Origin of the sequence: Cupriavidus basilensis (assembly GCF_008801925.2) — a bacterium.
GTDB lineage: Bacteria > Pseudomonadota > Gammaproteobacteria > Burkholderiales > Burkholderiaceae > Cupriavidus > Cupriavidus basilensis.
The window spans coordinates 4083443-4110187 of sequence record NZ_CP062803.1 but is presented as its reverse complement, the minus strand read 5'-3'; the positions used below and the strand labels follow the sequence as shown (position 1 = coordinate 4110187).

At 64.7% G+C, this 26745-nt stretch carries 28 protein-coding genes; 21 read left to right on the top strand and 7 right to left on the bottom strand.

The window, feature by feature from the left end; genetic code table 11:
• The first annotated feature begins 32 nt into the window (after positions 1–32).
• The 10 genes from secY (at position 33) to dsbD (ending at position 7808) form a co-directional block, all read left to right on the top strand.
• Positions 33–1376 (top strand): preprotein translocase subunit SecY, encoded by a 1344-nt coding sequence (gene secY, locus F7R26_RS18890; protein WP_150985743.1) that lies wholly within the window; start codon positions 33–35, stop codon positions 1374–1376.
• Between the two features lie 23 nt (positions 1377–1399).
• On the top strand, positions 1400–1618 hold the full coding sequence (infA, locus tag F7R26_RS18885) for a translation initiation factor IF-1 (RefSeq protein ID WP_006160436.1): 219 nt from the start codon (positions 1400–1402) through the stop codon (positions 1616–1618).
• Positions 1619–1649: 31 nt separating this feature from the next.
• Complete coding sequence (gene rpmJ / locus F7R26_RS18880) at positions 1650–1766, top strand: 50S ribosomal protein L36 (RefSeq protein WP_006160433.1); 117 nt, start codon at positions 1650–1652, stop codon at positions 1764–1766.
• Between the two features lie 19 nt (positions 1767–1785).
• Positions 1786–2151 carry a 30S ribosomal protein S13 gene (gene rpsM, locus F7R26_RS18875; protein WP_006160431.1) on the top strand — a complete coding sequence of 122 codons (366 nt, stop codon included), beginning with the start codon at positions 1786–1788 and terminating at the stop codon, positions 2149–2151.
• A gap of 24 nt (positions 2152–2175) precedes the next feature.
• On the top strand, positions 2176–2577 hold the full coding sequence (gene rpsK / locus F7R26_RS18870) for a 30S ribosomal protein S11 (protein ID WP_006160430.1): 402 nt from the start codon (positions 2176–2178) through the stop codon (positions 2575–2577).
• A gap of 307 nt (positions 2578–2884) precedes the next feature.
• Positions 2885–3508 carry a 30S ribosomal protein S4 gene (gene rpsD / locus F7R26_RS18865; RefSeq protein WP_006160429.1) on the top strand — a complete coding sequence of 208 codons (624 nt, stop codon included), beginning with the start codon at positions 2885–2887 and terminating at the stop codon, positions 3506–3508.
• A 182-nt stretch (positions 3509–3690) separates the two neighbouring features.
• Positions 3691–4671: a DNA-directed RNA polymerase subunit alpha gene (locus tag F7R26_RS18860; RefSeq protein WP_006160428.1), complete on the top strand. Its 981-nt coding sequence runs from the start codon at positions 3691–3693 to the stop codon at positions 4669–4671.
• A 161-nt stretch (positions 4672–4832) separates the two neighbouring features.
• Positions 4833–5228, top strand: coding sequence for a 50S ribosomal protein L17 (gene rplQ / locus F7R26_RS18855; RefSeq protein WP_006160427.1), 396 nt, complete (start codon positions 4833–4835; stop codon positions 5226–5228).
• A gap of 167 nt (positions 5229–5395) precedes the next feature.
• On the top strand, positions 5396–5740 hold the full coding sequence (gene cutA, locus F7R26_RS18850; protein ID WP_150985742.1) for a divalent-cation tolerance protein CutA: 345 nt from the start codon (positions 5396–5398) through the stop codon (positions 5738–5740).
• Positions 5741–5918: 178 nt separating this feature from the next.
• Complete coding sequence (gene dsbD / locus F7R26_RS18845) at positions 5919–7808, top strand: protein-disulfide reductase DsbD (RefSeq protein WP_241754364.1); 1890 nt, start codon at positions 5919–5921, stop codon at positions 7806–7808.
• A 52-nt stretch (positions 7809–7860) separates the two neighbouring features.
• On the opposite strand, the gene F7R26_RS18840 is transcribed toward dsbD, so the two are convergent.
• From F7R26_RS18840 to yihA, 3 genes are all read right to left on the bottom strand, one after another.
• The gene (locus tag F7R26_RS18840) at positions 7861–9192 is read right to left on the bottom strand and encodes a magnesium transporter CorA family protein (RefSeq protein ID WP_150985741.1); all 1332 of its coding nucleotides are present in this window, start codon (positions 9190–9192) and stop codon (positions 7861–7863) included.
• 10 nt (positions 9193–9202) lie between these two features.
• Entirely contained in the window at positions 9203–10195 is a 993-nt protein-coding gene (gene hemB / locus F7R26_RS18835; RefSeq protein ID WP_150985740.1) for a porphobilinogen synthase, read from the bottom strand.
• Positions 10196–10526: 331 nt separating this feature from the next.
• Entirely contained in the window at positions 10527–11273 is a 747-nt protein-coding gene (gene yihA / locus F7R26_RS18830; protein WP_150985739.1) for a ribosome biogenesis GTP-binding protein YihA/YsxC, read from the bottom strand.
• Between the two features lie 570 nt (positions 11274–11843).
• Between yihA and F7R26_RS18825 the strand changes: the two genes are divergently transcribed.
• From F7R26_RS18825 to msrQ, 8 genes are all read left to right on the top strand, one after another.
• Positions 11844–12503: a c-type cytochrome gene (locus tag F7R26_RS18825; RefSeq protein WP_150985738.1), complete on the top strand. Its 660-nt coding sequence runs from the start codon at positions 11844–11846 to the stop codon at positions 12501–12503.
• Between the two features lie 158 nt (positions 12504–12661).
• Positions 12662–14839, top strand: coding sequence for a cytochrome c biogenesis protein ResB (locus F7R26_RS18820; protein ID WP_150985737.1), 2178 nt, complete (start codon positions 12662–12664; stop codon positions 14837–14839).
• 45 nt (positions 14840–14884) lie between these two features.
• Positions 14885–16057 (top strand): c-type cytochrome biogenesis protein CcsB, encoded by a 1173-nt coding sequence (gene ccsB, locus F7R26_RS18815; protein ID WP_193692172.1) that lies wholly within the window; start codon positions 14885–14887, stop codon positions 16055–16057.
• A 149-nt stretch (positions 16058–16206) separates the two neighbouring features.
• A complete protein-coding gene (locus tag F7R26_RS18810) occupies positions 16207–16647 on the top strand; it encodes a COG4315 family predicted lipoprotein (RefSeq protein WP_150985735.1) in 441 nt (146 codons plus the stop codon).
• A gap of 24 nt (positions 16648–16671) precedes the next feature.
• Complete coding sequence (locus F7R26_RS18805) at positions 16672–17229, top strand: RNA polymerase sigma factor (protein ID WP_150985734.1); 558 nt, start codon at positions 16672–16674, stop codon at positions 17227–17229.
• Positions 17226–18050, top strand: a complete 825-nt coding sequence (locus F7R26_RS18800; protein ID WP_170301851.1) for an anti-sigma factor family protein — start codon at positions 17226–17228, stop codon at positions 18048–18050. Before F7R26_RS18805 ends, F7R26_RS18800 begins: the two co-directional genes overlap by 4 nt.
• Positions 18051–18272: 222 nt before the next feature.
• The gene (gene msrP / locus F7R26_RS18795) at positions 18273–19274 is read left to right on the top strand and encodes a protein-methionine-sulfoxide reductase catalytic subunit MsrP (protein ID WP_150985733.1); all 1002 of its coding nucleotides are present in this window, start codon (positions 18273–18275) and stop codon (positions 19272–19274) included.
• A 14-nt stretch (positions 19275–19288) separates the two neighbouring features.
• The gene (gene msrQ / locus F7R26_RS18790) at positions 19289–19972 is read left to right on the top strand and encodes a protein-methionine-sulfoxide reductase heme-binding subunit MsrQ (protein WP_241754546.1); all 684 of its coding nucleotides are present in this window, start codon (positions 19289–19291) and stop codon (positions 19970–19972) included.
• Positions 19973–19975: 3 nt separating this feature from the next.
• On the opposite strand, the gene F7R26_RS41475 is transcribed toward msrQ, so the two are convergent.
• The 3 genes from F7R26_RS41475 to lptM are packed head-to-tail and all read right to left on the bottom strand — an operon-like array spanning position 19976 to position 21680.
• Complete coding sequence (locus tag F7R26_RS41475) at positions 19976–20110, bottom strand: hypothetical protein (RefSeq protein ID WP_277820349.1); 135 nt, start codon at positions 20108–20110, stop codon at positions 19976–19978.
• Between the two features lie 47 nt (positions 20111–20157).
• On the bottom strand, positions 20158–21426 hold the full coding sequence (gene lysA, locus F7R26_RS18785; RefSeq protein WP_150985731.1) for a diaminopimelate decarboxylase: 1269 nt from the start codon (positions 21424–21426) through the stop codon (positions 20158–20160).
• A gap of 2 nt (positions 21427–21428) precedes the next feature.
• The gene (gene lptM / locus F7R26_RS18780; protein WP_150985730.1) at positions 21429–21680 is read right to left on the bottom strand and encodes an LPS translocon maturation chaperone LptM; all 252 of its coding nucleotides are present in this window, start codon (positions 21678–21680) and stop codon (positions 21429–21431) included.
• A 171-nt stretch (positions 21681–21851) separates the two neighbouring features.
• On the opposite strand from lptM, the gene cyaY reads away from it, so the two are divergent.
• Positions 21852–22187, top strand: coding sequence for an iron donor protein CyaY (gene cyaY, locus F7R26_RS18775; protein ID WP_150985729.1), 336 nt, complete (start codon positions 21852–21854; stop codon positions 22185–22187).
• 79 nt (positions 22188–22266) lie between these two features.
• Here the strand turns inward: cyaY and F7R26_RS18770 are convergent, their stop codons facing one another.
• Positions 22267–24639 (bottom strand): penicillin-binding protein 1A, encoded by a 2373-nt coding sequence (locus tag F7R26_RS18770; RefSeq protein ID WP_150985728.1) that lies wholly within the window; start codon positions 24637–24639, stop codon positions 22267–22269.
• A 371-nt stretch (positions 24640–25010) separates the two neighbouring features.
• On the opposite strand from F7R26_RS18770, the gene pilM reads away from it, so the two are divergent.
• Together pilM and F7R26_RS18760 are read left to right on the top strand one after the other, a co-directional pair.
• The gene (gene pilM, locus F7R26_RS18765; RefSeq protein WP_193692093.1) at positions 25011–26081 is read left to right on the top strand and encodes a type IV pilus assembly protein PilM; all 1071 of its coding nucleotides are present in this window, start codon (positions 25011–25013) and stop codon (positions 26079–26081) included.
• A gap of 18 nt (positions 26082–26099) precedes the next feature.
• A complete protein-coding gene (locus tag F7R26_RS18760) occupies positions 26100–26744 on the top strand; it encodes a PilN domain-containing protein (RefSeq protein ID WP_150985727.1) in 645 nt (214 codons plus the stop codon).
• Position 26745: the final 1 nt, after the last annotated feature.

The window sequence follows — 26745 nt, the reverse complement described above, 5'->3', positions numbered from 1 at the left end:
GCAGCATAGGCGAGTCACAGTCGGAGCATCGTTTGGCCACGGCGAAACCCAATGCAAGCACGCAAGCCAAGAACACGGCGAAGTACGGCGACCTGAAGCGCCGGCTGATGTTCCTGGTGCTGGCCCTGATCGTGTACCGCATCGGAGCGCATATTCCGGTGCCGGGAATCGATCCGGAACAGCTTGCGAAGCTTTTCCAGAGTCAGTCAGGTGGCATCCTCGGGATGTTCAACCTGTTCTCGGGCGGTGCGCTGTCGCGCTTTACCGTCTTCGCGCTCGGCATCATGCCGTACATCTCGGCGTCGATCATCATGCAATTGCTGACGATCGTGCTGCCGCAGCTGGAGTCGTTGAAGAAGGAAGGGCAGGCGGGTCAACGCAAGATCACGCAGTACACGCGCTACGGCACGGTGGTTCTGGCCACCTTCCAGGCGCTGTCGATTGCAGTCGCGCTGGAATCTCAGCCTGGTCTGGTGATCGATCCGGGCCTGTTGTTCCGGGCTACGGCAGTGATCACGCTGGTGACCGGTACGATGTTCCTGATGTGGCTGGGTGAGCAGATCACCGAGCGGGGTCTGGGCAACGGTATCTCGATCATCATCTTCGGCGGTATCGCAGCGGGCTTGCCCAACGCGATCGGCGGGCTCTTCGAACTGGTTCGCACTGGTTCCATGAGCATCATTGCTTCGATCCTGATCGTGGCAATCATCGCCGGTGTTACCTTCGCCGTGGTGTTTGTCGAGCGTGGCCAGCGCAAGATCCTGGTGAACTATGCCAAGCGTCAGGTCGGCAACAAGGTGTATGGCGGTCAATCGTCGCACCTGCCGCTGAAGCTGAACATGGCAGGGGTGATTCCGCCGATCTTCGCATCGTCGATCATCTTGTTCCCGGCGACCATCGCGGGCTGGTTCACGTCTGACTCGACGAGCGCTGCCGGCCGGTTCATCAAGGACCTGGCTGCGACGCTTTCGCCGGGACAGCCGGTCTACATCCTGCTGTACGCTGCTGCAATTATATTTTTCTGCTTCTTCTATACGGCTCTTGTGTACAACAGCCGGGAAGTCGCGGACAACCTGAAGAAAAGCGGTGCCTTCATTCCGGGCATTCGTCCGGGCGAGCAGACGACGCGCTACATCGACAAGATTCTTGTCCGTCTGACGCTGGCTGGTGCGATCTACATCACACTGGTCTGCCTGTTGCCGGAATTCCTGGTACTGCGCTGGAACGTTCCGTTCTATTTTGGCGGAACCTCGTTGCTGATCATCGTGGTCGTCACGATGGACTTCATGGCCCAGGTCCAGTCCTATGTCATGTCGCAGCAATATGAGTCCCTGCTGAAGAAAGCGAATTTCAAGGGTAATCTGACCTTGCGCTGAAGCCGGGTCGGTACAGGCTAGGTATGGCAAAAGACGACGTCATCCAGATGCAGGGGGAGGTCCTGGAAAACCTTCCCAACGCGACGTTCCGCGTCAAACTGGAAAACGGCCATGTAGTGCTGGGCCACATCTCCGGCAAGATGCGAATGAACTACATCCGGATTCTTCCGGGTGATCGGGTGACGGTTGAACTGACCCCATATGATCTGTCACGCGCGCGCATCGTCTTTCGGACGAAGTGAAGCGAACAGGAATTGAAGGAAGAGGAAAATCATGAAAGTGCTGGCTTCTGTTAAGCGCATTTGCCGCAACTGCAAAGTTATCAAGCGCAACGGTGTCGTGCGCGTGATCTGCTCGTCGGATCCCCGCCACAAGCAACGCCAAGGCTAATCGGAAAGAGGATTGACGAATGGCACGTATCGCAGGGGTTAACATCCCGAACCATAAGCATACCGAGATTGGCCTGACGGCTATTTACGGTATCGGCCGCTCGCGCGCCCGCAAGATTTGCGTGGCCACCGGCGTTCCCTTTGACAAGAAGGTCAAGGACCTGACCGACGGCGACCTGGAAAAGCTTCGTGACGAAGTAGCCAAGGCCACGGTTGAGGGTGACCTGCGTCGTGAAACCACGATGAACATCAAGCGTCTCATGGACCTTGGTTGCTATCGTGGCGTCCGTCACCGCAGGGGTCTCCCGATGCGCGGTCAGCGCACCCGCACCAACGCCCGTACCCGCAAGGGTCCGCGTAAGGCCGGCGTGGCTCTGAAGAAGTAAAGCCGAAGGCAGAGGAAGAAACTAATGGCAAAAGGTCCGAATAACGCCGCCCAGCGCGCGCGTAAGAAGGTCAAGAAGAACGTTGCCGACGGCATTGCGCACGTCCACGCTTCGTTCAACAACACCATCATCACGATCACCGACCGTCAGGGCAATGCCCTGGCATGGGCAACCTCGGGTGGCCAGGGCTTCAAGGGTTCGCGTAAGTCGACGCCCTTCGCAGCTCAGGTCGCTGCAGAGAACGCCGGCCGCGTGGCGCAAGACCAGGGTATCAAGAACCTGGACGTGCGCATCAAGGGCCCCGGCCCTGGCCGTGAATCGGCTGTGCGCGCGTTGAACGCGCTCGGCATCAAGATCTCGATTATCGAAGACGTGACGCCAGTGCCGCACAACGGCTGCCGTCCGCCCAAGCGTCGTCGGATCTAAGCGCCGGTGTGATACCCGGGCCGTGGGTGAGGTCTTCCTCGCCCTCTACCCGGTGTGGTAACATCGCACGTTGACCTGCTGCATATGCTTTGCGGCAGGTTTTCGTTTTGCGTTTTTGTGTCTGGTGATTGGCCTGATGGTCCGTCGCCTGATGCGAGCAGTCAGTCATATGCTTTTGCGCGTGCCCTTCGGGGAATGCGCTGGATAAGCCCACCGTCTGCCACTCACGCGCCCCTCGTACGGGCGGAGAAGGCGGACTCGCGGCGCGTCAAACAAGGCGCCGCGATCGATCAGGAAGGAAGATAAAGTGGCACGTTATATCGGCCCGAAGGCCAAACTCTCTCGTCGTGAAGGTACCGACCTGTTCCTGAAGAGCGCACGCCGCTCGCTTGCAGACAAGTGCAAGCTGGACAGCAAGCCGGGCCAGCACGGCCGCACCTCGGGTGCACGCACCTCCGACTACGGCAACCAACTGCGCGAAAAGCAGAAGGTCAAGCGTATCTATGGCGTGCTCGAGCGTCAGTTCCGCCGCTACTTCGCTGAAGCCGACCGCCGCAAGGGCAACACCGGCGAGAAGCTGCTGCAACTGCTGGAATCGCGCCTGGACAACGTCGTGTACCGCATGGGCTTTGGCTCGACCCGCGCTGAAGCGCGCCAGCTGGTGTCGCACAAGGCGATCCTGCTGAACGGTCAAGCCCTGAACGTGCCGTCGGCGCAAGTCAAGGCCGGTGACGTCATCACCATCCGCGAGCAGTCGAAGAAGCAAGTCCGTATCGCCGAAGCGCTGTCGCTGGCTGAGCAATCGGGTTTCCCGGCATGGGTTGCCGTGGACGCGAAGAAGTTCGAAGGCACCTTCAAGCAAGTGCCGGATCGCGCCGATATCTCGGGTGACATCAACGAAAGCCTGATCGTCGAGTTGTATTCGCGTTAATCACTCGAATTCTGACCGACACCATCGAACGGCCAGAGGCTTGCGTTTCCCGCCAAGCTTCACATTCAGCCCGACGCGCTGCCGCGCGTCGGGCTTATTGCCCATCGTGCGATGGGATTTTCAGGTTCCAAACGTCAGCCTTATCGGTGTAACGAGCCGAGGGTATTGAAAAGGACAACCTAATGCAAACAGCACTACTCAAGCCTAAAATTATTGCCGTGGAGCCGCTCGGCGACCATCACGCGAAGGTCGTGATGGAGCCGTTCGAGCGTGGCTATGGCCATACGCTCGGTAACGCCCTGCGTCGCGTGCTGCTGTCGTCGATGGTCGGTTATGCGCCGACCGAAGTCACGATCGCTGGGGTGGTCCATGAGTACTCCACCATCGATGGCGTGCAGGAAGACGTAGTCAACCTGCTGCTGAATCTGAAGGGTGTGGTCTTCAAGCTGCACAACCGCGACGAAGTCACGGTCTCGCTGCGCAAGGAAGGCGAAGGCGTTGTGACGGCTGCCGATATCGAGCTGCCCCACGATGTCGAGATCATCAACCCCGGCCACGTGATCGCTCACCTGTCGGCCGGCGGCAAGCTCGATATGCAGATCAAGGTCGAGCAAGGCCGTGGTTATGTGCCGGGCAACGTGCGCAAGTTCGGCGACGAAGCGGGCAAGGTCATTGGCCGCATCGTGCTGGACGCGTCGTTCTCGCCGGTGCGCCGCGTTTCGTACGCAGTCGAATCGGCTCGTGTGGAACAGCGTACCGACCTCGACAAGCTGGTGATGAACATCGAAACCGACGGCGTGATTTCGCCCGAAGAAGCGATTCGTCAATCGGCGCGCATCCTGGTCGACCAGTTGTCGGTGTTCGCCGCGCTGGAAGGCACCGAGTCGTCGGCGGAAGCCGCTTCGAGCCGCACGCCGCAGATCGATCCGATCCTGCTGCGCCCGGTCGACGACCTGGAGCTGACCGTGCGTTCGGCCAACTGCCTGAAGGCCGAAAACATCTACTACATCGGCGACCTGATCCAGCGCACCGAGAACGAGCTGCTCAAGACCCCGAACCTGGGTCGCAAGTCGCTCAACGAAATCAAGGAAGTGCTGGCTTCGCGCGGCCTGACCCTCGGCATGAAGCTCGAGAACTGGCCGCCCGCAGGGCTGGAGAAGTAATAGCCAGGCGCGGTGGCGGGCTTGTCCAGCCGCCGCGCCAGGTCATCGCGGCGACCGGCATGTGCCGGCTGCCTTAATAGACTACCGGCCCGCGCCGAACCGGAGATTGCTCCGGCCAAGCGATAGAAGAGCTGGTCAAACATTGCAATAAAGGAATCATCATGCGTCACCGTCATGGTTTGCGGAAACTGAACCGCACCTCGTCGCACCGCCTCGCGATGTTGCGCAACATGTCCAACTCGCTGTTCCAGCATGAGCTGATCAAGACCACCCTGCCCAAGGCCAAGGAACTGCGCAAGGTTGTCGAGCCCCTGATCACGCTGGCCAAGAAGGACACCGTTGCCAACCGCCGCCTGGCTTTCGCCCGTCTGCGCGACCGCGACATGGTCACCAAGCTGTTCAACGAACTCGGCCCGCGTTACAACGCGCGTCCGGGTGGCTACACCCGCATCCTGAAGTTCGGTTTCCGCCAGGGCGACAATGCGCCGATGGCACTGGTCGAGCTGGTTGACCGCCCGGAAATCACCGAAGCGCCGGCTGAAGAAGCAGGCGAATAAGGAAGATTCCGTCCCGGCCCGCTTGCGACCGTTGGTCGCGGCGAGCCGCGCGGACACCGCTTACAATCGAGCCAGGCTATATGCCTGGCTCTTTTGTTTTCCGGGGCCGGTGCGCCGGAGTCTGGCCGCGGGGCAGCCTGTGGCCTGTGGCCTGGGAGGACGATCTGATGAGCGAAGCAATCTTGGTGATGACATCGCTGCCGGACGCCGAGTCCGCGGGGCGTGTTGCAAGGGCCGTGCTGGAGTCTAGGCTGGCGGCATGCGTGAACCGGCTGGCGCCGTGCGAGTCCGAGTACTGGTGGCAAGGTGAGATCGAAAGCGCACGCGAGTGGCGGCTGATGATCAAAACCACCCAGGAGCGTTACGCCGCGCTGGAGGCAGCGATTCGGCTGGCGCACCCCTACGAGGTGCCTGAGATCGTGGCAATGCCGCTGGTCGCGGGATTCGCGCCGTATCTGGCCTGGGTAGCGCACGAAACCCGAACGACCACGGACGAAGGCGACAGTGCGTAAGGATAGTGGTTGCCGCGCCGACTCACACTGATGCTGTGATGCTGGCAATAGGCACCGCGGCCGGGGACAGCACGATGATGCGAGCGTGATGCGGATACAACGAATGACATTTCAAAGGCAGGGTATGAGTTTCGGTGTGAGCGCGAACGCCTCGGGTGGTTGGGGGGCTGGGCAAGCCATGCGGCATAGTGCCGCAGCGCGGCTGCTGATCATGCTGCTGGCCTCGCTGTGGCTGTGCCTCGCCGGCGTGGCGCATGCCGCCGATGACGACTTCCTGCCGCCGGAACAGGCCTTCCGGTTTGCTGCCCATCAGGTCGATGCGAAGACGATCGAGGTTCGCTTCGACGTGGCGGATGGCTATTACCTCTACCGCGATCGCTTTGCCTTTGCGGCGCAGCCTGCATCCGTCAAGCTGGGTGCGCCGGTGTTCCCGCCCGGCAAGGTCAAGTTCGACGAGACGTTCGGCAAGGAGATGGAAACCTATCACGGCGGGCTGACCATCCGCGTGCCGGTGGAGTCTGCCCCGGCCGACGGCAAATGGTCGCTGGTGGTGACTTCCCAGGGCTGTGCCGACAAAGGCCTGTGCTATCCGCCGCAGGAAAGTGTATTCAAGGTCGGCGGTGGTGTGCTTGACGGATTGTTCGGCAAGCGGGCACCGGCGGATTCCAGCAGCATCGGCAACAACCCGCCCGCCGCAAGCGGCGACGCGGCCGGCCCCTCCCCCGCCCTGCAGGCTCCCACGGCCGACGAGAACGACCGCATCGCCGGTGCCCTGGCCAGCCGCAACCTTGGCGTGATCGCCGCGCTGTTCTTCGGTCTGGGCTTGCTGCTGACCTTCACGCCGTGCGTGTTGCCGATGGTGCCCATCCTGTCGTCGATCGTGGTGGGCGAGCACGTTACGCGCAAGCGCGCCTTGCTGGTATCGCTGTCCTATGTGCTTGGCATGGCAGTGGTCTACACGGGGATCGGCGTGGCGGCGGGCCTGCTCGGTGAGGGCCTCTCCGCAGCGCTGCAGGCGCCGTGGGTGCTGGCTGCCTTTGCGTTGCTGATGGTGGCGCTGTCGCTGTCCATGTTCGGTCTCTATGAGCTGCAGCTGCCGCAGCACTGGCAGACCCGGCTGACGGCTTCGTCCAACCGCCGCCAGGGCGGGCAGCTCGCCGGTGCCGCAGCCATGGGCGCGATCTCCGCGCTGATCGTCGGGCCGTGCGTGACGGCGCCACTGGCCGGTGCGCTGGCGTATATCGCGCGCACTGGTGATGCCGTGGTCGGCGGCGGTGCGTTGTTTGCCATGGCGCTCGGCATGGGCGTGCCGCTGGTGCTGGTGGGCGTGGGGGCGGGCAACCTGCTGCCGCGCGCCGGGCGCTGGATGGAGACGACCAAGCGCTTCTTTGGCTTCCTGCTGCTAGGTGTGGCGCTCTGGATGGTGAGCCCGGTGCTGCCCGCGTGGGCGCTGATGGCGGGCTGGGCTGCGCTGCTGCTGGTTGGTGCGGTATTCCTGAGCGCCTTCGATTCGCTCGGCCCCGATGCGCATGGCCTGGCCAGGGTGGGCAAGGGCCTGGGCCTGCTGGCGGCGCTGGCAGGCGCCATCCTCCTGGTCGGGCTGGCATCCGGCGGCCGGGACCCCCTGCAGCCGCTGGCGCACCTGAGCGCCGCACGCTCGGCGCCGGAAGCGGCGACCGGCGGCGTGTCCGAGGTACGGTTCGAGCGGGTCCGCTCGGTTGCGGAACTCGACGCGCGCGTGGCGCAGGCCGCCGCCGCCGGCAAGCCGGTGCTGCTCGATTTCTATGCGGACTGGTGCGTGAGCTGCAAGGAGATGGAGCGCTTCACCTTTACCGATGAGCGCGTACGGGCGCGGCTGTCCGAGGTCGTGATGCTGCAGGCGGATGTCACGCGGAACAACCCCGATGACCGCGCGCTGCTCAAGCGCTTCGGCCTGTTCGGCCCCCCGGGCATCATCCTGTATGGTGCCGACGGGCGCGAGCGGCCGGTCCGCGCAATCGGCTATCAGCCGGCCACGCGGTTTCTCGACACGCTGTCGCGCGCACTCGATACCAAGGCCAATACCTGAGCCGTAGCTGAAATACCCAATGCTCCGAAGCACCGGCTTCGGCTGGCGTCGGCTAGCTTTGCTCCAGCCGGCGCCCCAGTGCCCATACCGCGGCCAGCACCACAACTACCGCTCCCATCAGCCCCAGCGACCACCAGAAGCCCTGGGGCTCGCGCAGCCATGGCATGCGGTCGAAGTTCATGCCGAAGATGCCGGTGATCAGCGTGAGCGGCATGAACAGCGCGGTGATCAGTGTCAGCGTGCGCATGGTGCGATTGGTGCGGTGCGCCACCGAAGAGAAGTGAATCTGCACCGCGGACTCGATCGAGTCCTCCAGCCGGCGCGCATGCGCGAGCACGCGCGAGATGTGTTCCATCACGTCGTTGATTCGCACCAGCAGCGCATCGTCGCGGCCCGCCGTGCCTGCGGCGGGTCCTTCACTCGCGATGCTATAGCTGTTGTCGAGCAGGCTGTCGCGGAACTCTTGTAGCGCGTCGTGCTGCTCCTCGCACAGGTGCTCCAGCCGCCGCAGCTCGATGCGGGCGTCGAGCAAGCCCTCCCAGCTGGAAAAGCTGCGCCGCGCGTTAAGCAGCGCGCGCTGCCACCGGTCGAGCTGGCGCGTCAGCGGCGCACGCAGGTCCAGATAGCGGTCGACCATGGCGTTGAGCAGCCGCAGCATCAGGTCTTCCGGGCGCGTTGGCGGGCGGATGCCATGCACCAGCGCGGCGTGGCCGTTGGCTCGTGTCTTTGACGCCGCTTGCGGCCGCGGCGCCTGGCACAGCTCAAGCAGGCGCTGGCGCACCTGGTCCAGCGTGCGCGATTGCGCGGGCCGTACCGTCAGCAGGACGTTGTCAAAGACAAAGAACGTGACCGGCTGGGTATCGATCTTGGCCAGCGCGGGCAGGAAGCCCGGCGGGTAGCGGCGCGGCTTGGTTGGGGTACCGGGTTTTGCCGCGGGCTGCGGGCCGGCTGTCGCGCAGGCCGTGGCCGAAGCTGCGGGCTGGCCCGGCATCGTCGCCATGTCCATCGCGGCGGTGGCCGAGGTTGCCGCCGTTGCGGTCGCGCTCGTTCCGGATGCCGCGGCCCCCTCTGCGCCGGCCTCGGCGATCAGCCGGCTGGTCTCGAAGGTGAGCTTGCGGAAGATCACCATGTCGTAGACATGCGTCGTATCGAAATACGACGGATGCGACGGGTTGGTGGCATCGATGAGATGCAGGTCCAGCACCGGGGCCCCCGTCAGCGCCTGGACGCTGTCGCGCCAGGCTGTCGGCGCGGCGCTGATTTCCTCGATCGGCGTGTCGACCCAGACGAAACGGGCCGCTGCATTGCCGGCGAGGAAGTCGCGCGCCGCGTCGAGCGAGGCGAGCGGATGGACCTGGCTGGCGGAAAAGCCTAGCAGCTGCATCCGGGCCGGTTCAGCGCGTGAGCAGGCGAGCGGCGTCGCGTGCGAAATAGGTCAGGATGCCATCGGCGCCGGCGCGGCGGAAGGCCAGCAGCGATTCCATCATGACCTTGTCGTGGTCCAGCCAGCCATTCTGGGCTGCGGCCTTGAGCATCGCGTACTCGCCGCTGACCTGGTAGACGTAGGTGGGGAAACGGAACTCGTCCTTCACGCGCCGCAGGATGTCGAGGTAAGGCATGCCGGGCTTGACCATCACCATGTCGGCGCCCTCCATGATGTCCTGCGCCACTTCGCGCAAGGCTTCGTCGGAGTTGGCCGGGTCCATCTGGTAGGTCATCTTGTTGCCCTTGCCCAGGTTGGCCGCCGAGCCTACCGCATCGCGGAACGGGCCGTAGAAGGCGGAGGCGAACTTGGCCGAATAAGCCATGATCCGGGTGTGGATATAGCCGCCGTCTTCCAGCGCCGCGCGCACGGCGCCGATGCGCCCGTCCATCATGTCCGAGGGCGCCACGATATCCACGCCGGCCGCAGCCTGCGTCAGCGCCTGCTTGACCAGGATCTCCACCGTGACGTCGTTGATCACATAGCCGTCGTCGTCCAGCACGCCGTCCTGGCCGTGGCTGGTGTATGGATCCAGCGCCACGTCGGTCAGCACGCCCAGTTCCGGGAAGCGGTCCTTGAGCGCGCGCACGGCACGCGGGATCAGGCCTTCGGCGTTGGTCGCCTCGATGCCGTCGGGTGTTTTCAAGGCCGGATCGATCACCGGGAACAGCGCGATGACCGGGATGCCGAGTTTCACGCAGTCTTCCGCCACCGGCAGCAGCAGGTCAATCGACAGACGCTCCACGCCGGGCATGGACGCCACGCTCTCACGCTGGTTATGCCCGTCGACAATGAATACCGGATAGATCAGGTTATCTGGCGACAAGCGGTTCTCGCGCATCAGCCTGCGTGAGAAATCATCACGGCGCATGCGGCGCGGACGGTACTCGGGAAATGTGGACATGGCTTGAGAGAGGAGTCGAAAAAGAAGTGCGGGAGTCTGCCGGGCGGCTGGCGCGATGTGGCTGGCGAGTGCCTGGCCAGGCCGCTTGCGAAAGAAAAACTAAACTTTTGATCTCGCCCGCTATCATACTCGCGGACACTCTGCGTTGCGCTTGCGTGATGCAGCGTCCCCCGCTACTCCTCCCTGAGCGGGTACCCGCCCTTAACCGGTGGGAAAGTTCGCCCCCGTTGCTTGCAACGGGGTTTTTTTTTGCCGGCTCATTTGCCGATTGACTTGTCGATCCGGCAGCAGGGCGGGCGCAGGGGTGGGTACGCTTTCCGGCGCCAGCAGATCAGTTCGCGGGCGTGTCGGGAGGCGCATCGTCCGCAGCGGTATCGGGTTCCGCTTGCGGTTCAGCTTGCCGCGCGCCTGCGGCCTTGCTCTCCTGGGCTGCGGGCGGCAGCGCCTCGGGCAGGGACAGCCAGCCAGCCACCACGCGCTGGGCTTCCTCGATGCCGCGACGCTTCAGGCTGGAGAACAGCTGCGCGGTCAGGGGCACGGGCGTGTCCAGCTGCTCTGCGTAGCCGGCCAGCACCTTGCGGGTTTCGCGCAGGGCCAGGGCGTTCTCGCTGTTGGTCAGCTTGTCGGCCTTGGTCAGCAGCACGTGAATGGGCCGGCCCGTGGGCAGGAACCACTCGACCATCTGGCAATCCAGGTCGGTAAAGGGGCGGCGCGCGTCCATCATCAGTACCAGTCCGGACAGTTGCGAGCGGGTCTGCACGTAGTCGCTCAGCAACGCTTGCCAATGGAACTTGGCCGACCCCGAGACCTGCGCATAGCCGTAGCCGGGCAAGTCGACGAGGAAGGCGAGCGGGTCCGGCGCCTTGACCGGGGCCACGCCGAAAAAGTTGATGTGCTGGGTGCGGCCCGGCGTGCGCGACGAGAAAGCCAGCCGCTTCTGGTTGCACAGGATGTTGATGGCGGTGGATTTGCCGGCGTTGGAGCGGCCGGCGAACGCCACTTCCGGCACGGCCGTGGCAGGCAGGTCGCGCAGATGATTGACGGTAACGAAAAAGCGGGCCTGATGTAGGAGGGACATGCGCTTGGGCGATGGGGCGGGTGGGGGCGGGCTGCCGCCTGGATTCAGGCGGGTTCGCCGGCGTCACCGCGCCGATGTGAGTGAGGTGGGCGGCACATGCGGCCGCCTGGATGGCCGGGGCTGGCGTCTGGCCGCGTCGCGGCGCGCACATCCTCTATCCGGCACACGATTTATTGTACAATAACGCGGTTAACGGCCTCCCGATTAGGTGGCGCGCGGCATCCTTGGTCGCGCATTTATCTGGCAGGGAAGTCTTGCGTGTCCGTTCCATCGTGGTAGCAAGCCTGTTGGTCTAGTCCCTGTTACGGCGCCGAAGCCCGGCGCCGGCGCAAGAGGGCCAACCGGGGGTCTGGGCCTGCTACCGGGATATTCGCACGGTCTGCCGCCCTCGTTCGCATGGGGGCGGTGCCATCCGGCTTTCGCCTGGGCGTTTTCTGGCTTCAGGCGAGCCGGCGGTCCGTCGTGATGAATTTCCGATGTCAAGGTGCCTGTCCATCGCGTCCTCACCGCGGGCAGTGTGCTGAACGGCGTGCCCCATGGATTTCAAAACAATTCAGACAAGGTGTGCGAATGAACCGCATTGCGAAACTTCTGGCTGTTGTGGCGCTGGCTCTGCCGGCAACTGCCATGACCGGTCTGGCATCTGCCGCAGAGCAGGCCGCCGCAAAGGCTGATCCGGCCAAGGGCGAAACCCTCTACACGCAAGGTGCCCCTGATCGCAATGTCCCGGCTTGCCTGAGCTGCCATGGCGCCAACGGTAACAGCGGCGGCGCCGCCAACCCGAAGCTGGCCGCCCAGCACCCGGAATACGTGCACAAGCAGCTCGACGACTTCAAAGCCAAGGCTCGCAACAACGCCATCATGTCGCCGTACGCGGCTGCCTTGTCCGAGCAGGAAATGAAGGACGTCGGCGCCTACCTGGCCAAGCAGACCCTCAAGCCTGCCACCGCCAAGAACAAGGACACCATCGAAGCCGGCCAGAAAATCTACCGCGGCGGCATCGCGGCCAAGGGCGTGCCGGCCTGCGCGGCTTGCCACGGCCCAACCGGCGCCGGCATTCCGGCCCAGTACCCGCGCATCGGCGGCCAATGGTCCGAGTACACTGAAGCGCAACTGGTTGCGTTCCGCCAGGGCACCCGCAAGAACAATCCCGTGATGACCACCATCGCCGCCAAGATGTCGGATGCCGAGATCAAGGCTGTGGCCGACTACGCCGCAGGGATTCGCTAAGTCGTTCCGCGCCGGGTAGCCGGAGCACCGCAGCGGGCCTCGCCACTGGCGAGGCGCCACGCCCAGGTGCAACCAAGCAGCCCGGCAACAATCGAAGAGGGTGGCCTGCGCGAGCAAGTCCACCCTTTTTCATTTCAAGGCCGAGGGCCCCACTGCACATGTCCACCGCTTCCACGTCAGGACTGCACTTGAAGACTTCTCACCGCCTGCTACGCGACGCGGTTGAGCTGCTGTCCTCGATGCGTTTCGCCATCGCGCTGCTGACGGTGATTGCGATTGCCAGCGTGGTCGGCACCGTCCTCAAGCAGAACGAGCCCTATCCCAACTATGTGAACCAGTTCGGTCCCTTCTGGGCTGACCTGTTCCACGCGCTGTCGTTGCAGAAGGTCTACAGCTCCTGGTGGTTCCTGCTGATCCTGACCTTCCTGGTGATCTCCACCTCGCTATGCCTGACCCGCAACGCGCCCAAGATGATCAAGGACATGCGCTCATGGAAGGACCATGTGCGTGAGCGCAGCCTGCGGTCCTTCCACCATCACGCCGAGTTCGATTCGGGCCGTCCCCGCGCCGATGCGGTGACGCGTCTCACCGCGCTGCTGGCCAATCGCGGCTACCGTATCAAGAGCGTTGCGCATGAGGGCGCCACCTTGCTGGCCGCCAAGGCGGGCGCGGCCAACAAGCTGGGCTACATCCTCGCGCACACCGCCATCGTGGTGATCTGCGTCGGCGGCCTGCTCGATGGCGACATGCTGATCCGCGCGCAGATGTGGTTTGGCGGCAAGAGCCCGATCAGCGGCAACGCCGTGATCAACGACATCCCGCCCCAGCACCGTTTGTCGGTCAACAATCCGGGCTTTCGCGGCAACGCCTTCGTGCCGGAAGGCTCGACGGTGTCCACCGCTATCCTGAATATCTCGGACGGCGCGCTGGTGCAGGACCTGCCGTTCAATATCACGCTGAAGAAGTTCACCGTCGAGCATTACTCGACCGGCATGCCCAAGCTGTTCGCCTCCGACGTGGTCATCACCGACCGCGCCACCGGCCGCAAGACCGAGGCCACCATCAAGGTCAACGAGCCGCTGGTGGTGGATGGCGTGGCCATCTACCAGTCCAGCTTCGAGGATGGTGGCTCCAAGCTGAAGTTCGTTGGCTACCCGATGCAGGGTACTAGCGACAAGACCTTTGCCTTTGCCGGCACTGTCGGTGCCAACGCGCCACTGAGCGGCACGGGCAACGCGGCCGACGCCGAGGGTTTGACGGTCGAGTTCAGCGATTTCCGCCTGATGAATATCGAGAACGTCACCGATGCATCGGGCAAGCCGGACGCGCGTGGCGTTGCGCGCAAGTCGCTCAACGAGAAGCTCGAGTCTCATCTGGGCTCGGCGGTCAATCCTGACCGTGCAAAGGAGTTGCGCAACGTTGGCCCTTCGGTGCAGTACAAGTTGCGCGACCGCAACGGCCAGGCCCGCGAATTCAACAACTACATGGTGCCGGTGCAACTCGACGGCCAGTCGGTCTTCCTTGCAGGCATGCGGGACACGCCTAGCGAGCCGTTCCGCTACCTGCGCATCCCGGCCGACGAGCAAAACAGCGTGGCGGACTGGATGCGCCTGCGAGCCGCGCTGCAGGACCGCGCGATGCGCAGCGAAGCCGCGCGCCGCTTCGCACTTGCCTCGATGCCGGGCGAGGATCGCGAAGTATTGCGCGGCCAGTTGGCTGAGAGCGCACTGCGCGCGCTCGACCTGTTTGCCGGCGCCTCGCGCAGCAACCCGCAAGCCCCGCCGGGCGGCTTCACCGCGATTGCCGCCTTTCTGGAAAAGTCCGTGCCGCCAGCCGAACAACAGAAAGCCGCGGATGTGCTGCTGAAGATCCTCAATGGCTCGATGTGGGAACTCTGGCAGTTGGCGCGCGCGCAAGACAAGTTGCCGGTGGTGCCAAATAGCGCCCAGAGCGGCGCTTTCATGCAGCAAGCCATCAATGCGCTGTCCGACAGTTTCTTCTATACCGCGCCGGTTTTCCTGCAGCTCGACGACTTCACGGAAGTGAAGGCCAGCGTGTTCCAGATGACCCGTGCACCAGGGAAGAACATCGTGTATCTTGGCTGTCTGCTGTTGGTGCTGGGAGTGTTCTCGATGTTCTACATCCGCGAACGCCGCGTCTGGCTCTGGGTGAAGGATCCCGCAGATCCCGCCGGGGGACAGGGCGCCGCCAGCCATGTGCTGATGGCCATGTCAACGCAGCGCCGTACACTGGATTTCGAGAAAGAGTTTGTCGCGCTGCGCGACGATGTAGGCCGCGCCGCCGGCAGTATCGACACGACCAGCGCCCGCAATTAAGCAGGAACCACTATGTCTTCGAATGTGAATCAGGCCAGGCCGGGCATGCACGAGAGTCCGGCAGGCGTTGCCGCGAGTGGCGCCGAGCAGGCCTACCTGGAGCCGTCGTTCCTGCGCCGGCTCGGCTGGGTCGACTGGCTCTTTGCCTTGATGCTGGCAGTGGGCGCGGGCTTCGCGCTGGCGCGCTACGGCGAGTGGATGAATGTCTACGACAAGGGCGTGCTGATCGCCGCAGTGCCTACCTTCGCGCTGCTGGGGTGGCACTGGAAGCCGGTGCGGCTGCTGATGGTGGCGCTGACCGTGTTGTCGCTGTTCGCGATCCAGCTCTACCAGGGCCAGTTGCCGCGCGCCGAGCAGGCCTTCTTCCTCAAGTACTTCCTGTCGAGCCAGTCCGCCATCTTGTGGATGAGCGCCCTGGTGTTCCTGTCCACCCTGTTCTACTGGGGCGGCTTGGTGGCGCGCTCGGAGACCGGGCTGCAGATCGGCAGCAAGATGGTGTGGGCAGCGGTGGTGCTGGGCTTTACCGGCATGCTGGTGCGCTGGTACGAGTCCTACCTGATCGGCGCCGACATCGGCCACATTCCCATCTCCAACCTGTACGAAGTGTTCGTGCTGTTCACGCTCATCACCTCGTTGTTCCACCTGTATTACGAAGGCCGCTACAAGACCCGTGCGCTGGGGCCGTTCGTGATGCTGGTGGTATCGGCGGCAGTCGGTTTCCTGCTGTGGTACACGGTCAGCCGCGATGCGAGCGAGATTCAGCCGCTGGTGCCCGCGCTGCAGAGCTGGTGGATGAAGATCCACGTGCCGGCCAATTTCATCGGCTACGGCACCTTCGCCCTGGCCGCCATGGTGTCGGTTGCCTACCTGCTCAAGCAGCACGGCATCCTCGCCGAGCGCCTGCCCTCGCTCGAAGTGCTCGACGATGTGATGTACAAGGCGATCGCGGTGGGCTTTGCCTTCTTCACCATCGCCACCATCCTGGGTGCGCTGTGGGCGGCGGAGGCCTGGGGCGGCTACTGGAGCTGGGACCCCAAGGAAACCTGGGCCCTGATCGTGTGGTTGAACTACGCGGCCTGGCTGCATATGCGGCTGATGAAGGGCCTGCGCGGCACCATGGCGGCCTGGTGGGCGCTAGTGGGTTTGCTGGTCACGACCTTCGCCTTCCTGGGCGTCAACATGTTCCTTTCCGGCCTGCATAGCTACGGCGAACTCTGACCCGGGTGTTGCGCCGCAATGAGAAAACCTGCCCATCGCGCCGATGCGGCAGGTTTTTTTTCGCCCGAATGGAATAAAGCCGTCACATCCGGTGTTTACTGAAGGGACGGCGCCGGCTGGCGGTGCCGCATCGCATGGAGATCGACATCATGGCCCTTTCCCGTCCCAACGCAGTCGTTTCCCTCGCATCGTTGTCCCGTCCCGCCGTGCTCGCGCTCGCTTCTGCAGCGGTCCTGCTGTCCGCCTGTTCGGGCATGGGCAGCATGGGTGGCAGCGCCGGCGATATGCCGCCCACGGTGAAGGTTGCCGGTGGCACATTGACCGATCCCCAAGGCCTGACGCTCTACACGTTCGACCGTGACACGGCCGGCAAGAGCGCTTGCAACGGCGGCTGCGCTACCAACTGGCCGCCCCTGATGGCCGCGCCCGGCACCAGCGCCACGGGCGACTACAGCGTGATCACGCGCGACGATGGCGGCAAGCAATGGGCCTATCGCGGCAAGCCGCTCTACCGTTTCTCCAAGGATGCCAAGCCGGGCGACCGCACGGGCGACAACTTCAACAACGTCTGGCACGCGGCAACGCCCTGATACGGACCACGGCAGCCTGACGGCATGGACGGTTTCGACCGCCAACTGGTGGCGCTGGCGCCGCGCTTGCGGCGCCACGCCCGGGGCCTGACCGGGGACACCGCATCCGCCGACGACCTGGTGCAGGACACGCTGGAGCGCGCGCTGCGCTACCGCTGGCGCTTTCGCCTGCGCACGGGCGCCTGGTGGGGCGATGGCGCGGATGGCCTGCTGTCTTGGCTGTTGACCATGATGCACCGGCTGCGCGTGAACGCATACCGTCGCGCCGACCTTGTGACCTATACCGACACGCTGCCCGACGTACCCAGTGCTGGGCCTGAGCCCGGCCTGCGGCTGGACTTGGCGCGGGCGCTGGCCCGCTTGCCCGAGGCGCAGCGCGCGGTGATGCTGCTGGTCGGCCTGGAGCAGCTCAGCTATGCCGAGGCGGCGCTGGTGCTGGCGGTGCCGGTGGGCACCGTGATGTCCCGGCTGTCACGGGCTCGGGAGCAGATGCGCATGCTGATGGAAGGCACGCCAGCCAAGGCGGCCGATGCGAACCAGCCGGCAGCCGGCCGCGCGGCTGGACTGCAGCGAGTCAAATGATGTCCCCAGTCAACGAAGCCGATCTCCACGCCTACGCCGATGGCCAGCTCGATCCCGCAAGACGCGCCGAGGTGGAGGCGTACCTGGCCGCCCATCCCGAGACCGCGGCGCGCGTGGGAGGCTGGCGGCGGCAGACGGACGAATTGCACGCGGCCTTCGACCGCGTGCTCAATGAATCGGTGCCGCTAACGGCACTTCCGCCAAAGCTGCGGGGCAGTAGCCGCAATGCGGCGCGGCGGTCCGCCGGCTGGGGCATGGCGCTGGCCGCCAGCATTGCCTCGCTGGCGGCAGGCGGCGCGATCGGGTGGATTGCGCACGATCGCGCGGATACGCTGGCGGCCGGGGCGCCGTCGATGGAGCGCTTCGCGCGCGAGGCGCTGGCCAGTCATGTCGTCTATGCGCCGGAGGTGCGCCATCCGGTCGAAGTAGCGGCCACCGATGAAGCCCATCTTGTTGCCTGGCTGTCCAAGCGCCTGGGGGCACCGCTGCGGGTGCCGGACCTGCGCGCCCAGGGATTCCACCTGATCGGGGGCCGTCTTGGCGTGGCCGAGGGCGGCCCGTCGGCCATCCTGATGTATGAGGCCGACGATGGCACCCGGCTATCGCTGCAACTGCGGCACATGGCGCGCGACACGCCCGATACGGGCTTCCGGCTGGAGCGCATGGGCCCGGGGCCAAGTGAGCGTCCCGCCGCTGCGGCGCGTACCATGGCCTTCTACTGGGTAGACCGGGATCTTGGCTTCGCGCTGGCCGGGCCGCTGGAGCGCGCACCCTTGCTGGCACTGGCAGAGGCCGTTTACCGGCAGTATCAGGGCGGTTGAGCCTCGGTCATGCGTTGCGCGGAGCGCCCCGCATCCGATTGCCGGCTGCCATGCGTACGTAGGTCAGGCGATGCGACGGCGACGTCGGGCCCTGAAAAAGTTGTCAGGATTCCCTCGCACCATTCGACTCAAGCCCAAGTCCAATCGTGCAGGCGGGCCCCACCCGGGCCAGGCACGAACGGTGAACCGCATTTTGCATATGGCACGTAACGAGGAACAACGATGCTGATCCCCTCTCCGAAATGGCTGCGCGGCGACGATATTGCCGCCAGCGAGATCACGCCCCGCGGTGTTTTCGACGCACGGCGCCGCCTGTTGGCGCTGGCAGCAGCGGGCGCAGCGGGGAGTACGCTAGCGCCATGGTTCGCCCGCGATGCGCTTGCCCAGGCGCCGCGCGGGCAGAAATTGCCGGCCTCGCCCAACAATGCGTACGTGGTGCCTGAGAAGCGCACACCTTACGAGGACGTCACCACGTACAACAACTACTACGAATTCGGCACCGACAAGGCGGACCCGGCGCGCAACGCCGGCACGCTGCGGACCCGGCCGTGGCAGCTCGCGGTCGAAGGCCTGGTGAAGAAGCCCAAGGTCTATGACATCGACGAACTCATGCGCCTGATGCCGATGGAAGAGCGGGTCTACCGTCTGCGCTGCGTGGAGGGCTGGTCGATGGTGATTCCGTGGAGCGGCTATGCGCTGGCCGAGCTGGTCCGCCGCGTCGAGCCGCAGCCGGGCGCGAAGTACGTGGAGTTCGTCACCCTCAACGACAAGAAGCAGATGCCCGGTGTCAGCGCCCGCGTGCTGGACTGGCCTTACACCGAAGGGCTGCGCCTGGACGAGGCGATGCACCCGCTGACCTTGCTGGCCTTTGGCCTGTACGGAGAGGTGTTGCCCAACCAGAACGGCGCGCCCGTGCGCGTGGTGGTGCCCTGGAAGTACGGCTTCAAGAGCGCCAAGTCCATCGTCAGGATCCGCTTTGTCGACAAGCAGCCCGCCACCAGTTGGAACCTTGCCGCGGCGCAGGAGTACGGTTTTTACTCCAACGTGAACCCGGACGTGGATCACCCGCGCTGGAGCCAGGCTACGGAGCGCCGCATCGGCGAGGACAAAGGCAGCGGCTTTGGCGCGCTGTTCGCGCCCAAGCGCAAGACGCTGCCGTTCAACGGCTACGGGCAGCAGGTGGCGTCGCTGTACCAGGGCATGGACCTGCGGAAGTTCTTCTGATGGCGCCCCCGGATATGTCCCCGTCGCGCGAGGCGGTGCGTCCGGCGCGAGCGGCCGGGCAGCCCGGGCTCGCGACGCTTGCGCCGGAACGCGTGCGCACGGTGAAGATGGCGGTGTGGCTGCTTGCCATGCTGCCTTTCCTGCGGCTGCTCTACCTCGGCTTTACCGATCAGTTCGGTGCCAATCCGCTGGAGTTCGTCACACGCTCGACCGGCACCTGGACGCTGGTCATGCTGTGCGTCACGCTGGCAGTGACGCCGCTGCGCCGGCTCACGGGCTGGAACTGGCTGATCCGGCTGCGCCGCATGCTCGGGCTCTTTGCCTTCTTCTACGCGCTGCAGCACTTCCTGTTGTGGCTTGCCGTGGACCGGGGCTTCGATGTGGCCTACATGATCAAGGACATTGCCAAGCGCCCCTTCATCACGGTGGGGTTTGCCGCCTTCGTGCTGATGGTGCCGCTGGCGGCCACCTCAGCCAATGCCATGGTCAAGTGGCTGGGTGGCAAGCGCTGGCAAGGGCTGCACCGGGCGGTGTATGCCATTGCCGTGCTGGCGATCCTGCACTACTGGTGGCATAAGGCAGGCAAGCACGACTTTGGCACGGTATCGATCTATGCCGCCGTGGTGTTCGGGTTACTGGCGATGCGGGTCTGGTGGTGGTGGCGCAAGCCTGCAACTGGCTTCAAGGCACACCGGTAGAACTCAAAGGCAGAGCGTCATTTCGCGCCCGGGGAGCCATAGGGCTTCAAGATGTCCCCCGGCCAGCGCCGCCGGCACGGCGTCGTCCGGGCTGAACAAGTGCTGGCCGCGCAGCTTGTCGAAGTTCTCGACGGCCATGGTGAGTGTTGCTGGCAGCTTGGCGCGGTGACGGGGAGGGCGGGCGCTTAGCCTTGCAGCAGGCGTTCGTCGCGGAACAGGTCAGCCACGTGCTCGCGGCCGCGCACCAGGTGCACGTCGTCGCCGTCGACCATGACTTCGGCCGCGCGCGGGCGGGTGTTGTAGTTGGAGCTCATGACGAAGCCATAGGCGCCAGCTGACATCACGGCCAGCAGGTCGCCCGGCTGCACCGCCAGGGCGCGGTCGCGGCCGAGCCAGTCGCCGGATTCGCACACCGGGCCGACCACGTCGTAGGTCAGGGCGGTGGCCTGTGCGGCCTCGCGCAGCTGCACGGGCTCGATGCGGTGGTAGGCCTCGTACATGGCGGGGCGGGCCAGGTCGTTCATGGCCGCGTCGACGATGCAGAAGTTCTTGGCGGCGCCTGGCTTGATGAACTCGACCTGGGTCAGCAGCACGCCGGCGTTGCCCACCAGCGAGCGGCCCGGCTCGAACAGCACCTCGCGATGGCCATGGCCACGCTCTGCCACGCGGTCCAGCAGCGTGCGGGCAAAGCCGGTGATGTCCGGCGGGGTCTCGTCGTCGTAAGTGATGCCGAGTCCACCGCCCACGTCGATATGCTCAAGGTTGATGCCTTCGCGTTCCAGCGCTTCCACCACGTCCAGCACCTTGTCCAGCGCTTCCAGGTAAGGGGCGACCTCGGTGATCTGCGAGCCGATATGGCAGTCGATGCCCGCGACTTCCAGGTGCGGCAGCGCGGCGGCGGCGCGGTAGGTAGGCAGCACGTCCTCGAAGGCGATGCCGAACTTGTTGCCCTTCAGGCCGGTGGAAATATACGGGTGGGTCTTGGCGTCCACATCCGGGTTGATGCGCAGCGACACGCGCGCGCGCTTGCCCAGGCGGCCGGCCACGGCATTGAGGCGGTCCAGCTCGGGGATCGACTCCACGTTGAACGACAGCACATCGTGCTGGAGCGCCAGTTCCATCTCGGCGGCGGTCTTGCCCACGCCCGAGAACACTACCTTGCGCGGATCGCCGCCCACTGCCAGCACGCGCTGCAACTCGCCGCCAGAGACGATATCGAAGCCCGCGCCGAGCCTGGCAAAGACCTGCAGGATCGCCAGGTTCGAATTGGCCTTCATGGCGTACTGCACGCGCGCGCGGCGCCCCTGGCACGCAGCGGCGTAGGCCTGGTAGGCGGCGGTCAGCGCGGCGCGCGAGTAGACGTAGGTAGGGGTGCCGTATTCGGCGGCAATGCGCGCGAGCGGCACGTGCTCGACGCTCAGGGCGCCGTCGTGGCGATGGAAGAAGGCGGTCATGGTTATTTGGCGGTGGGGGTGGCGGCCGGCACTGCGTCCGGGGCCGTGGCGGGTGCCGCAGTGGAGGCGGAGCCCCGGGGCGCCGCCGGATTCGGCACGGCCGGGTTGCCCAGGCCGGGATCCGGTACACCCGGCTGCGCCGGTGCGGGAGGCTGCTTGGGCATCACCAGCGGGCCGCGGATGCCGCATCCCGACAGCAGGGGCATCGCAAGGCTGGCGGCAAACGCCGATACAATCGCAACACGACGCAACATCGGGTCGTCCTTAAAATGTCGTCCAGGGTCGTCCCCGATCGTCCCGGAGTGTCCCTCAAGCGGAGCGCGGCGGGGCCACCGGAAAGACGAAGTACTTTTCAATACGCTGCCGGCTACGGCACTACATCGCTATAGCTATAGCGGCGCTGGCCGGCGGTCTTGGAGTTTAGCATGCCCCCCATGAGTGAAAGTGAGTTCCTGGCGCTGGCCCAGCAAGAGCTGGACCGGCTGGAAAGCTCGGTGGAAACCGCCGCCGACGCGGCCGACGCCGATATCGAAATCAACCGTGCCGGCAATCTCATGGAGCTCGAATTCGAAGACGGCTCCAAGATCATCGTCAACAGCCAGGCGCCCATGCAGGAACTGTGGGTGGCCGCGCGCTCGGGTGGTTTCCATTTTCGCCATGATGGCCAGCGCTGGGTCGATACGCGCGGCGGCGGTGAGCTGTATGCGGCGCTATCGGGCTATGTGAGCCAGCAGGCGGGGGTGACGTTGAAACTGGCCTGAGCGCTCTCGCCCAGGCACGAAAAAAAGCCGGCGCGAAGCCGGCTTTTTCATTGGCGGGAAGCTGTCCCGGCGGCGCCCCTCAGCCGCCGCCGAACATTTCCAGGATGCGCTTTTTCTCTGCCTCGACGTCGGCGGGCGATTGCGTGCTTTCGTCCGGCTTGCCAGGCCACGGATCGCCAAGGCCAACCGAAGCCACGCCAGCGCCGCCCGCATTTTCCTCGAAGGTCCAGTCGCCGCCCACCATGACCACGCCTTCCGGGGCCTGGCGTTCGGGGAGTTCCGGTACGCCCTTGAGCATCTTGCCCATGTAGCCTACCCAGATCGGCAGGGCCAGGCCACCGCCGGTCTCGCGCACGCCCAGGCTCTTGGGCTGGTCGTAGCCCATCCAGGCGATCGCCACCAGCTTGGGCGTGTAGCCGGCGAACCAGGCGTCGACGGCGTCGTTGGTGGTGCCGGTCTTGCCGGCCAGGTCGTTGCGGCCCAGGCGCTGCTTGGCGCTGTTGGCCGTGCCGGTGCGCACCACGTCGCGCAGCATGGAGTCCGCAATGAAGGCGGTGCGGGCATCGAGCACGCGTACCGCGTCCTGCCCGGCGCGCTGCGGCTTGGTTTCGGAGATGACGTTGCCGCGCGAATCGACCACCTTCTGGATCAGGTAGGGGTTGACGCGGTAGCCGCCGTTGGCAAACACCGAGTAAGCGCCCGCCATCTGCAGCGGCGTGACGCTGCCCGCGCCCAGCGCCATCGGCAGGTAGGCCGGGTGCTTGTCAGCGTCGAAGCCGAAGCGCGTGATGTAGTCCTGGGCGTACTGGGTGCCGATGGCGCGCAGGATGCGCACCGACACCAGATTTTTGGACTTGGCCAGCGCACGGCGCATGGTCATCGGGCCTTCGAACTTGCCGTCGTAGTTCTTCGGCTCCCACACCTGGCCACCGTTATCGCTGATCGACAGTGGCGCGTCATTGATCACCGTGGCGGGGGAGAAGCCCTTTTCCAGCGCCGCGGAGTAGATGAACGGCTTGAAGCTGGAGCCGGGCTGGCGCCAGGCCTGCGTCACGTGGTTGAACTTGTTGCGGTTGAAATCGAAACCGCCAACCATCGAGCGGATCTCGCCGTCCTCCGGGTTGAGCGAGATAAAGGCGGCGGATACTTCCGGCAGCTGCGTGACCGTCCATGCGCCTTTTTCGTCCTGCGTCACGCGGATGATCGCGCCCGGCCGGATCTTGGCCTTGGGCTGCGCATTGGCCGCCAGCGACGGCGCGATGAAGCGCAGCGCCTGGCCTTCGATGGTGGCGACTTCGCCGGACAGCAGCGTGGCGGTGACCTGCTTGGCCGTCACGCTGGTGACCACGGCCGAGCGCAGGTCGTCGCTGCCCGGGTGCTCCAGCAGCGCGTCGTCGATGGCCTGCTCGCGCTCGTCCGCGCCGGCGGGCAGGTCGATAAAGGCCTCGGGGCCACGGTAGCCGTGGCGGCGCTCGTAATTCATGATGCCCGAGCGCACCGCCTCATAGGCAGCGTCCTGGTCGGGCTTGTTCAGCGTGGTGTAGACGGTCAGGCCGCGGGTGTAGGTTTCCTCGCGGTATTGCGCGTACATCAACTGGCGCACGATCTCGGCCACGTACTCGGCGTGGGTGGAGAACTCATTGCCCTCGCCGCGCACCTTCAGTTCTTCGTGGATGGCCTGGTCGTATTGCTCGGGCGTGAGGTAGCGCAGGTCGCGCATGCGCTGCAGGATGTACTCCTGGCGTACCTTGGCGCGCTTGGGGTTGACCACCGGGTTGTAGGCCGACGGCGCCTTGGGCAGGCCGGCCAGCATGGCGGCCTCGGCCGGCGTCACGTCCTTGATCGACTTGCCGAAATACACCCGGGCCGCGCTGGCAAAGCCATAGGCGCGCTGCCCCAGGTAGATCTGGTTCATGTACAGCTCGAGGATCTGGTCCTTGGACAGGTTGGCCTCGATCTTGTAGGCCAGCAGCATTTCATACAGCTTGCGGGTGTACGTCTTTTCGCTGGAGAGGAAGAAGTTGCGCGCCACCTGCATGGTGATGGTGGAGGCGCCCTGCGACAGGCCGCCGCGCAGGTTGGCCAGCCCGGCGCGCAGCACGCCGACGAAGTCGACGCCGCCGTGTTCGTAGAAGCGATCGTCCTCGATGGCCAGCACGGCTTTCTTCATGACGTCCGGTATTTCCGCAATCGGCACGAAATTGCGCCGTTCCTCGCCGAACTCACCGATGAGCACGTTGTCGGCCGTGTAGATCCGCAATGGGATCTTCGGACGGTAATCCGTGATGGTGTCGAGCGATGGCAGGTTGGGCGCGGCCACCAGCAGCGCGTATCCCACCAGCAGTGCCACCGCCACGATCCCGGCTACCAGCAGGCCCAGGGCCCAAAAGGTCAGCCGCATCCAGATCGGACGTCGGGCAGGTAGGGACGGCTTCTGTTGTGCTGTGGCCATAAGGGAAATACCTAGTTAGAGGTGCCGGGATTATATCTCCCGGGATACTCCGCTCCCGGCGCGCTGTGGCGCGCAAGCCGCTATCGCGCTGTTACAAGATGTAATGGGATTGAGATCTGCATGAAACGAAAAGATGGGCGAAGTGGGTAGGGCGAGGGGTACCGTGGGATTTTGGCAACGCTTTGTGAGGGGTGTTGATGAAAAGCAATCGTGGTCAAACCGGCACATTGCCAGCGCCCCGTTTTTTGGTGAGAATCCACCAACTAAAAGAGCAAAACGTTTCATCCAAGAAACAATACAGACTCGCCAAATTAGAGCAACCAAGCCAAGGCGAGTTCAACGGTCAGGGGGTCACCTTGCGGCGAGGTATCTTGTCGGGGTTGTTGCGCCGTACGACGGTCGGCGTTGACATCGGGTCGTCCAGCGTTAAGGTAGTCGAGCTGTCCGTGGGCAGTGGCAAGAACGACTATCGGCTGGAAAAATGTGCCAGCGAACTGCTGGACCGTAATGCCGTTGCCGATGGCAACGTGGTCAATATCGAAGCCGTTGGCATCGCTCTGAAGCGCGCCCTCGGCAAAGCCGGCATCCGCTCCAAGGAGGTGGTGCTCGGCGTGCCTTCGATGCTGACCGAATCGCAGACCGTCAGCCTGCCGGACAACCTGTCCGAGGACGAGCTTTACGTCCAGGTGGAATCCGAGGCGCATCGCCTCTATCCGCCATCGCAGGCCGTCAATTTCGATTTCGCCGTGATCGGCCCCAGCGAAACCGAGGGCGGCATCGGCGTGCGCGTGACCGCTGCCAACAGCGACCGTGTGCAGGAGCGCGTGACCGCTGCCGAAATGGCCGGACTCAAGCCGCACGTGATGGACGTCGAGGAATACGCGGTGCAGCGCTCCGTGGTGCAGATGCTGGGCGTGTCTGCCGACATCAGCGCCACCGATGCCAAGGAACTGCCCGTGGTGGCAGTGATCCACCTTGGCGGCAGCCGCTCCAAGGCGATCTTCTACCAAGGCTGGAAAGAACTCTACGAGCAGCCGCTCAACAGCTACGGCGACCAGCTCACCCAGAGCGCGGCGCGCATGTTTACGCTGGACGCGCTCAAGGCCGAGATCAAGAAGCGCAAGAATACGCTGCCCGAAGCCTGGCGCACCCAGTTGCTCAAGCCCTCCCTAGAGGCGCTGGCGGTGGAGGTGCAAGGCGCCGTGCGCAACTTCCTGTCAGCTTCGAGCATCGGCCGGGTCGACGAGATCCTGCTCTCCGGTGGCCATGCGTCGCTGGTCGGCGTGCACGCCGCGATCGAGCAGCAAACCGAGATCACCACCACGCTGGCCAACCCCTTTGCCAACATGATGACAGCCGTCAAGGTCAACGAGCGCTATCTGCAGCGCGACCTGCCGGCCTACATCGTGAGCGCCGGGCTTGCGCTGCGCGGCCTGCAGTAAGCCAGCGAGGGAAGCCGCATGTCCACCAATTCGATCCCGACAGTTAATCTGCTGCCTTACCACGAAGCCCGCAGGGCCTCGCGGCGCAAGAAGGTCTACGCCCTGCTGGGCGGCGCGGCCGGCGCCGGCGCGCTGGTGGTGCTGCTGGGCGGCATGTACATCGATCACCGCGTCGATGCCGTGTCCAGCCTGAACCAGGTGCTCCTCGCAGAGAACAACCGCATGGACGGGCAGATCCGCGAGGTCAATACGCTGCGCAAGGATATCGAAGGGCTGCTGCAGCGGCAGAAGGCCATCGAGGGCCTGCAGAACGAGCGCAACCGCCCCGTGCAGTTGCTGGAGGAACTGGTGCGCCAAGTGCCCGAAGGCGTGTACCTGACCACCCTCAAGCAGACCGGCGACGCCTTTACCGTGACTGGCATCGCGCAGTCGAACGAGCGCGTGTCGGAGTTGCTGCGCAACCTCAGTCAGGTGCAGTGGCTGGACAAGGCCGAGCTGGGCGAATCCAAGGCCGTGATGATGACCAACAACCTGCGCGAGCAGCGGCGCCTGTTCGATTTCTCCATGCGCTTTGCCTACCGTGCGCCGGAAGCGCCGGAGGACGGCAAGAAGGGCAAGGCCGGCCTCGCCGGCGCGAGTGCGCCAGCAGGCGGAAAGGGCTGAC

Bases quoted from the DNA above. Each gene is read 5' to 3' on its own strand.
- infA (WP_006160436.1), top strand. From the start codon at position 1,400: ATGGCAAAAGACGACGTCATCCAGATGCAGGGGGAGGTCCTGGAAAAC.
- rpmJ (WP_006160433.1), top strand. From the start codon at position 1,650: ATGAAAGTGCTGGCTTCTGTTAAGCGCATTTGCCGCAACTGCAAAGTT.
- rpsM (WP_006160431.1), top strand. From the start codon at position 1,786: ATGGCACGTATCGCAGGGGTTAACATCCCGAACCATAAGCATACCGAG.
- rpsK (WP_006160430.1), top strand. From the start codon at position 2,176: ATGGCAAAAGGTCCGAATAACGCCGCCCAGCGCGCGCGTAAGAAGGTC.
- F7R26_RS18860 (WP_006160428.1), top strand. From the start codon at position 3,691: ATGCAAACAGCACTACTCAAGCCTAAAATTATTGCCGTGGAGCCGCTC.
- rplQ (WP_006160427.1), top strand. From the start codon at position 4,833: ATGCGTCACCGTCATGGTTTGCGGAAACTGAACCGCACCTCGTCGCAC.
- cutA (WP_150985742.1), top strand. From the start codon at position 5,396: ATGAGCGAAGCAATCTTGGTGATGACATCGCTGCCGGACGCCGAGTCC.
- dsbD (WP_241754364.1), top strand. From the start codon at position 5,919: ATGCGGCATAGTGCCGCAGCGCGGCTGCTGATCATGCTGCTGGCCTCG.
- F7R26_RS18840 (WP_150985741.1), bottom strand. From the start codon at position 9,192: ATGCAGCTGCTAGGCTTTTCCGCCAGCCAGGTCCATCCGCTCGCCTCG.
- hemB (WP_150985740.1), bottom strand. From the start codon at position 10,195: ATGTCCACATTTCCCGAGTACCGTCCGCGCCGCATGCGCCGTGATGAT.
- yihA (WP_150985739.1), bottom strand. From the start codon at position 11,273: ATGTCCCTCCTACATCAGGCCCGCTTTTTCGTTACCGTCAATCATCTG.
- F7R26_RS18825 (WP_150985738.1), top strand. From the start codon at position 11,844: ATGAACCGCATTGCGAAACTTCTGGCTGTTGTGGCGCTGGCTCTGCCG.
- F7R26_RS18820 (WP_150985737.1), top strand. From the start codon at position 12,662: ATGTCCACCGCTTCCACGTCAGGACTGCACTTGAAGACTTCTCACCGC.
- ccsB (WP_193692172.1), top strand. From the start codon at position 14,885: ATGCACGAGAGTCCGGCAGGCGTTGCCGCGAGTGGCGCCGAGCAGGCC.
- F7R26_RS18810 (WP_150985735.1), top strand. From the start codon at position 16,207: ATGGCCCTTTCCCGTCCCAACGCAGTCGTTTCCCTCGCATCGTTGTCC.
- F7R26_RS18805 (WP_150985734.1), top strand. From the start codon at position 16,672: ATGGACGGTTTCGACCGCCAACTGGTGGCGCTGGCGCCGCGCTTGCGG.
- F7R26_RS18800 (WP_170301851.1), top strand. From the start codon at position 17,226: ATGATGTCCCCAGTCAACGAAGCCGATCTCCACGCCTACGCCGATGGC.
- msrP (WP_150985733.1), top strand. From the start codon at position 18,273: ATGCTGATCCCCTCTCCGAAATGGCTGCGCGGCGACGATATTGCCGCC.
- msrQ (WP_241754546.1), top strand. From the start codon at position 19,289: ATGTCCCCGTCGCGCGAGGCGGTGCGTCCGGCGCGAGCGGCCGGGCAG.
- F7R26_RS41475 (WP_277820349.1), bottom strand. From the start codon at position 20,110: ATGGCCGTCGAGAACTTCGACAAGCTGCGCGGCCAGCACTTGTTCAGC.
- lysA (WP_150985731.1), bottom strand. From the start codon at position 21,426: ATGACCGCCTTCTTCCATCGCCACGACGGCGCCCTGAGCGTCGAGCAC.
- lptM (WP_150985730.1), bottom strand. From the start codon at position 21,680: ATGTTGCGTCGTGTTGCGATTGTATCGGCGTTTGCCGCCAGCCTTGCG.
- cyaY (WP_150985729.1), top strand. From the start codon at position 21,852: ATGCCCCCCATGAGTGAAAGTGAGTTCCTGGCGCTGGCCCAGCAAGAG.
- F7R26_RS18770 (WP_150985728.1), bottom strand. From the start codon at position 24,639: ATGGCCACAGCACAACAGAAGCCGTCCCTACCTGCCCGACGTCCGATC.
- F7R26_RS18760 (WP_150985727.1), top strand. From the start codon at position 26,100: ATGTCCACCAATTCGATCCCGACAGTTAATCTGCTGCCTTACCACGAA.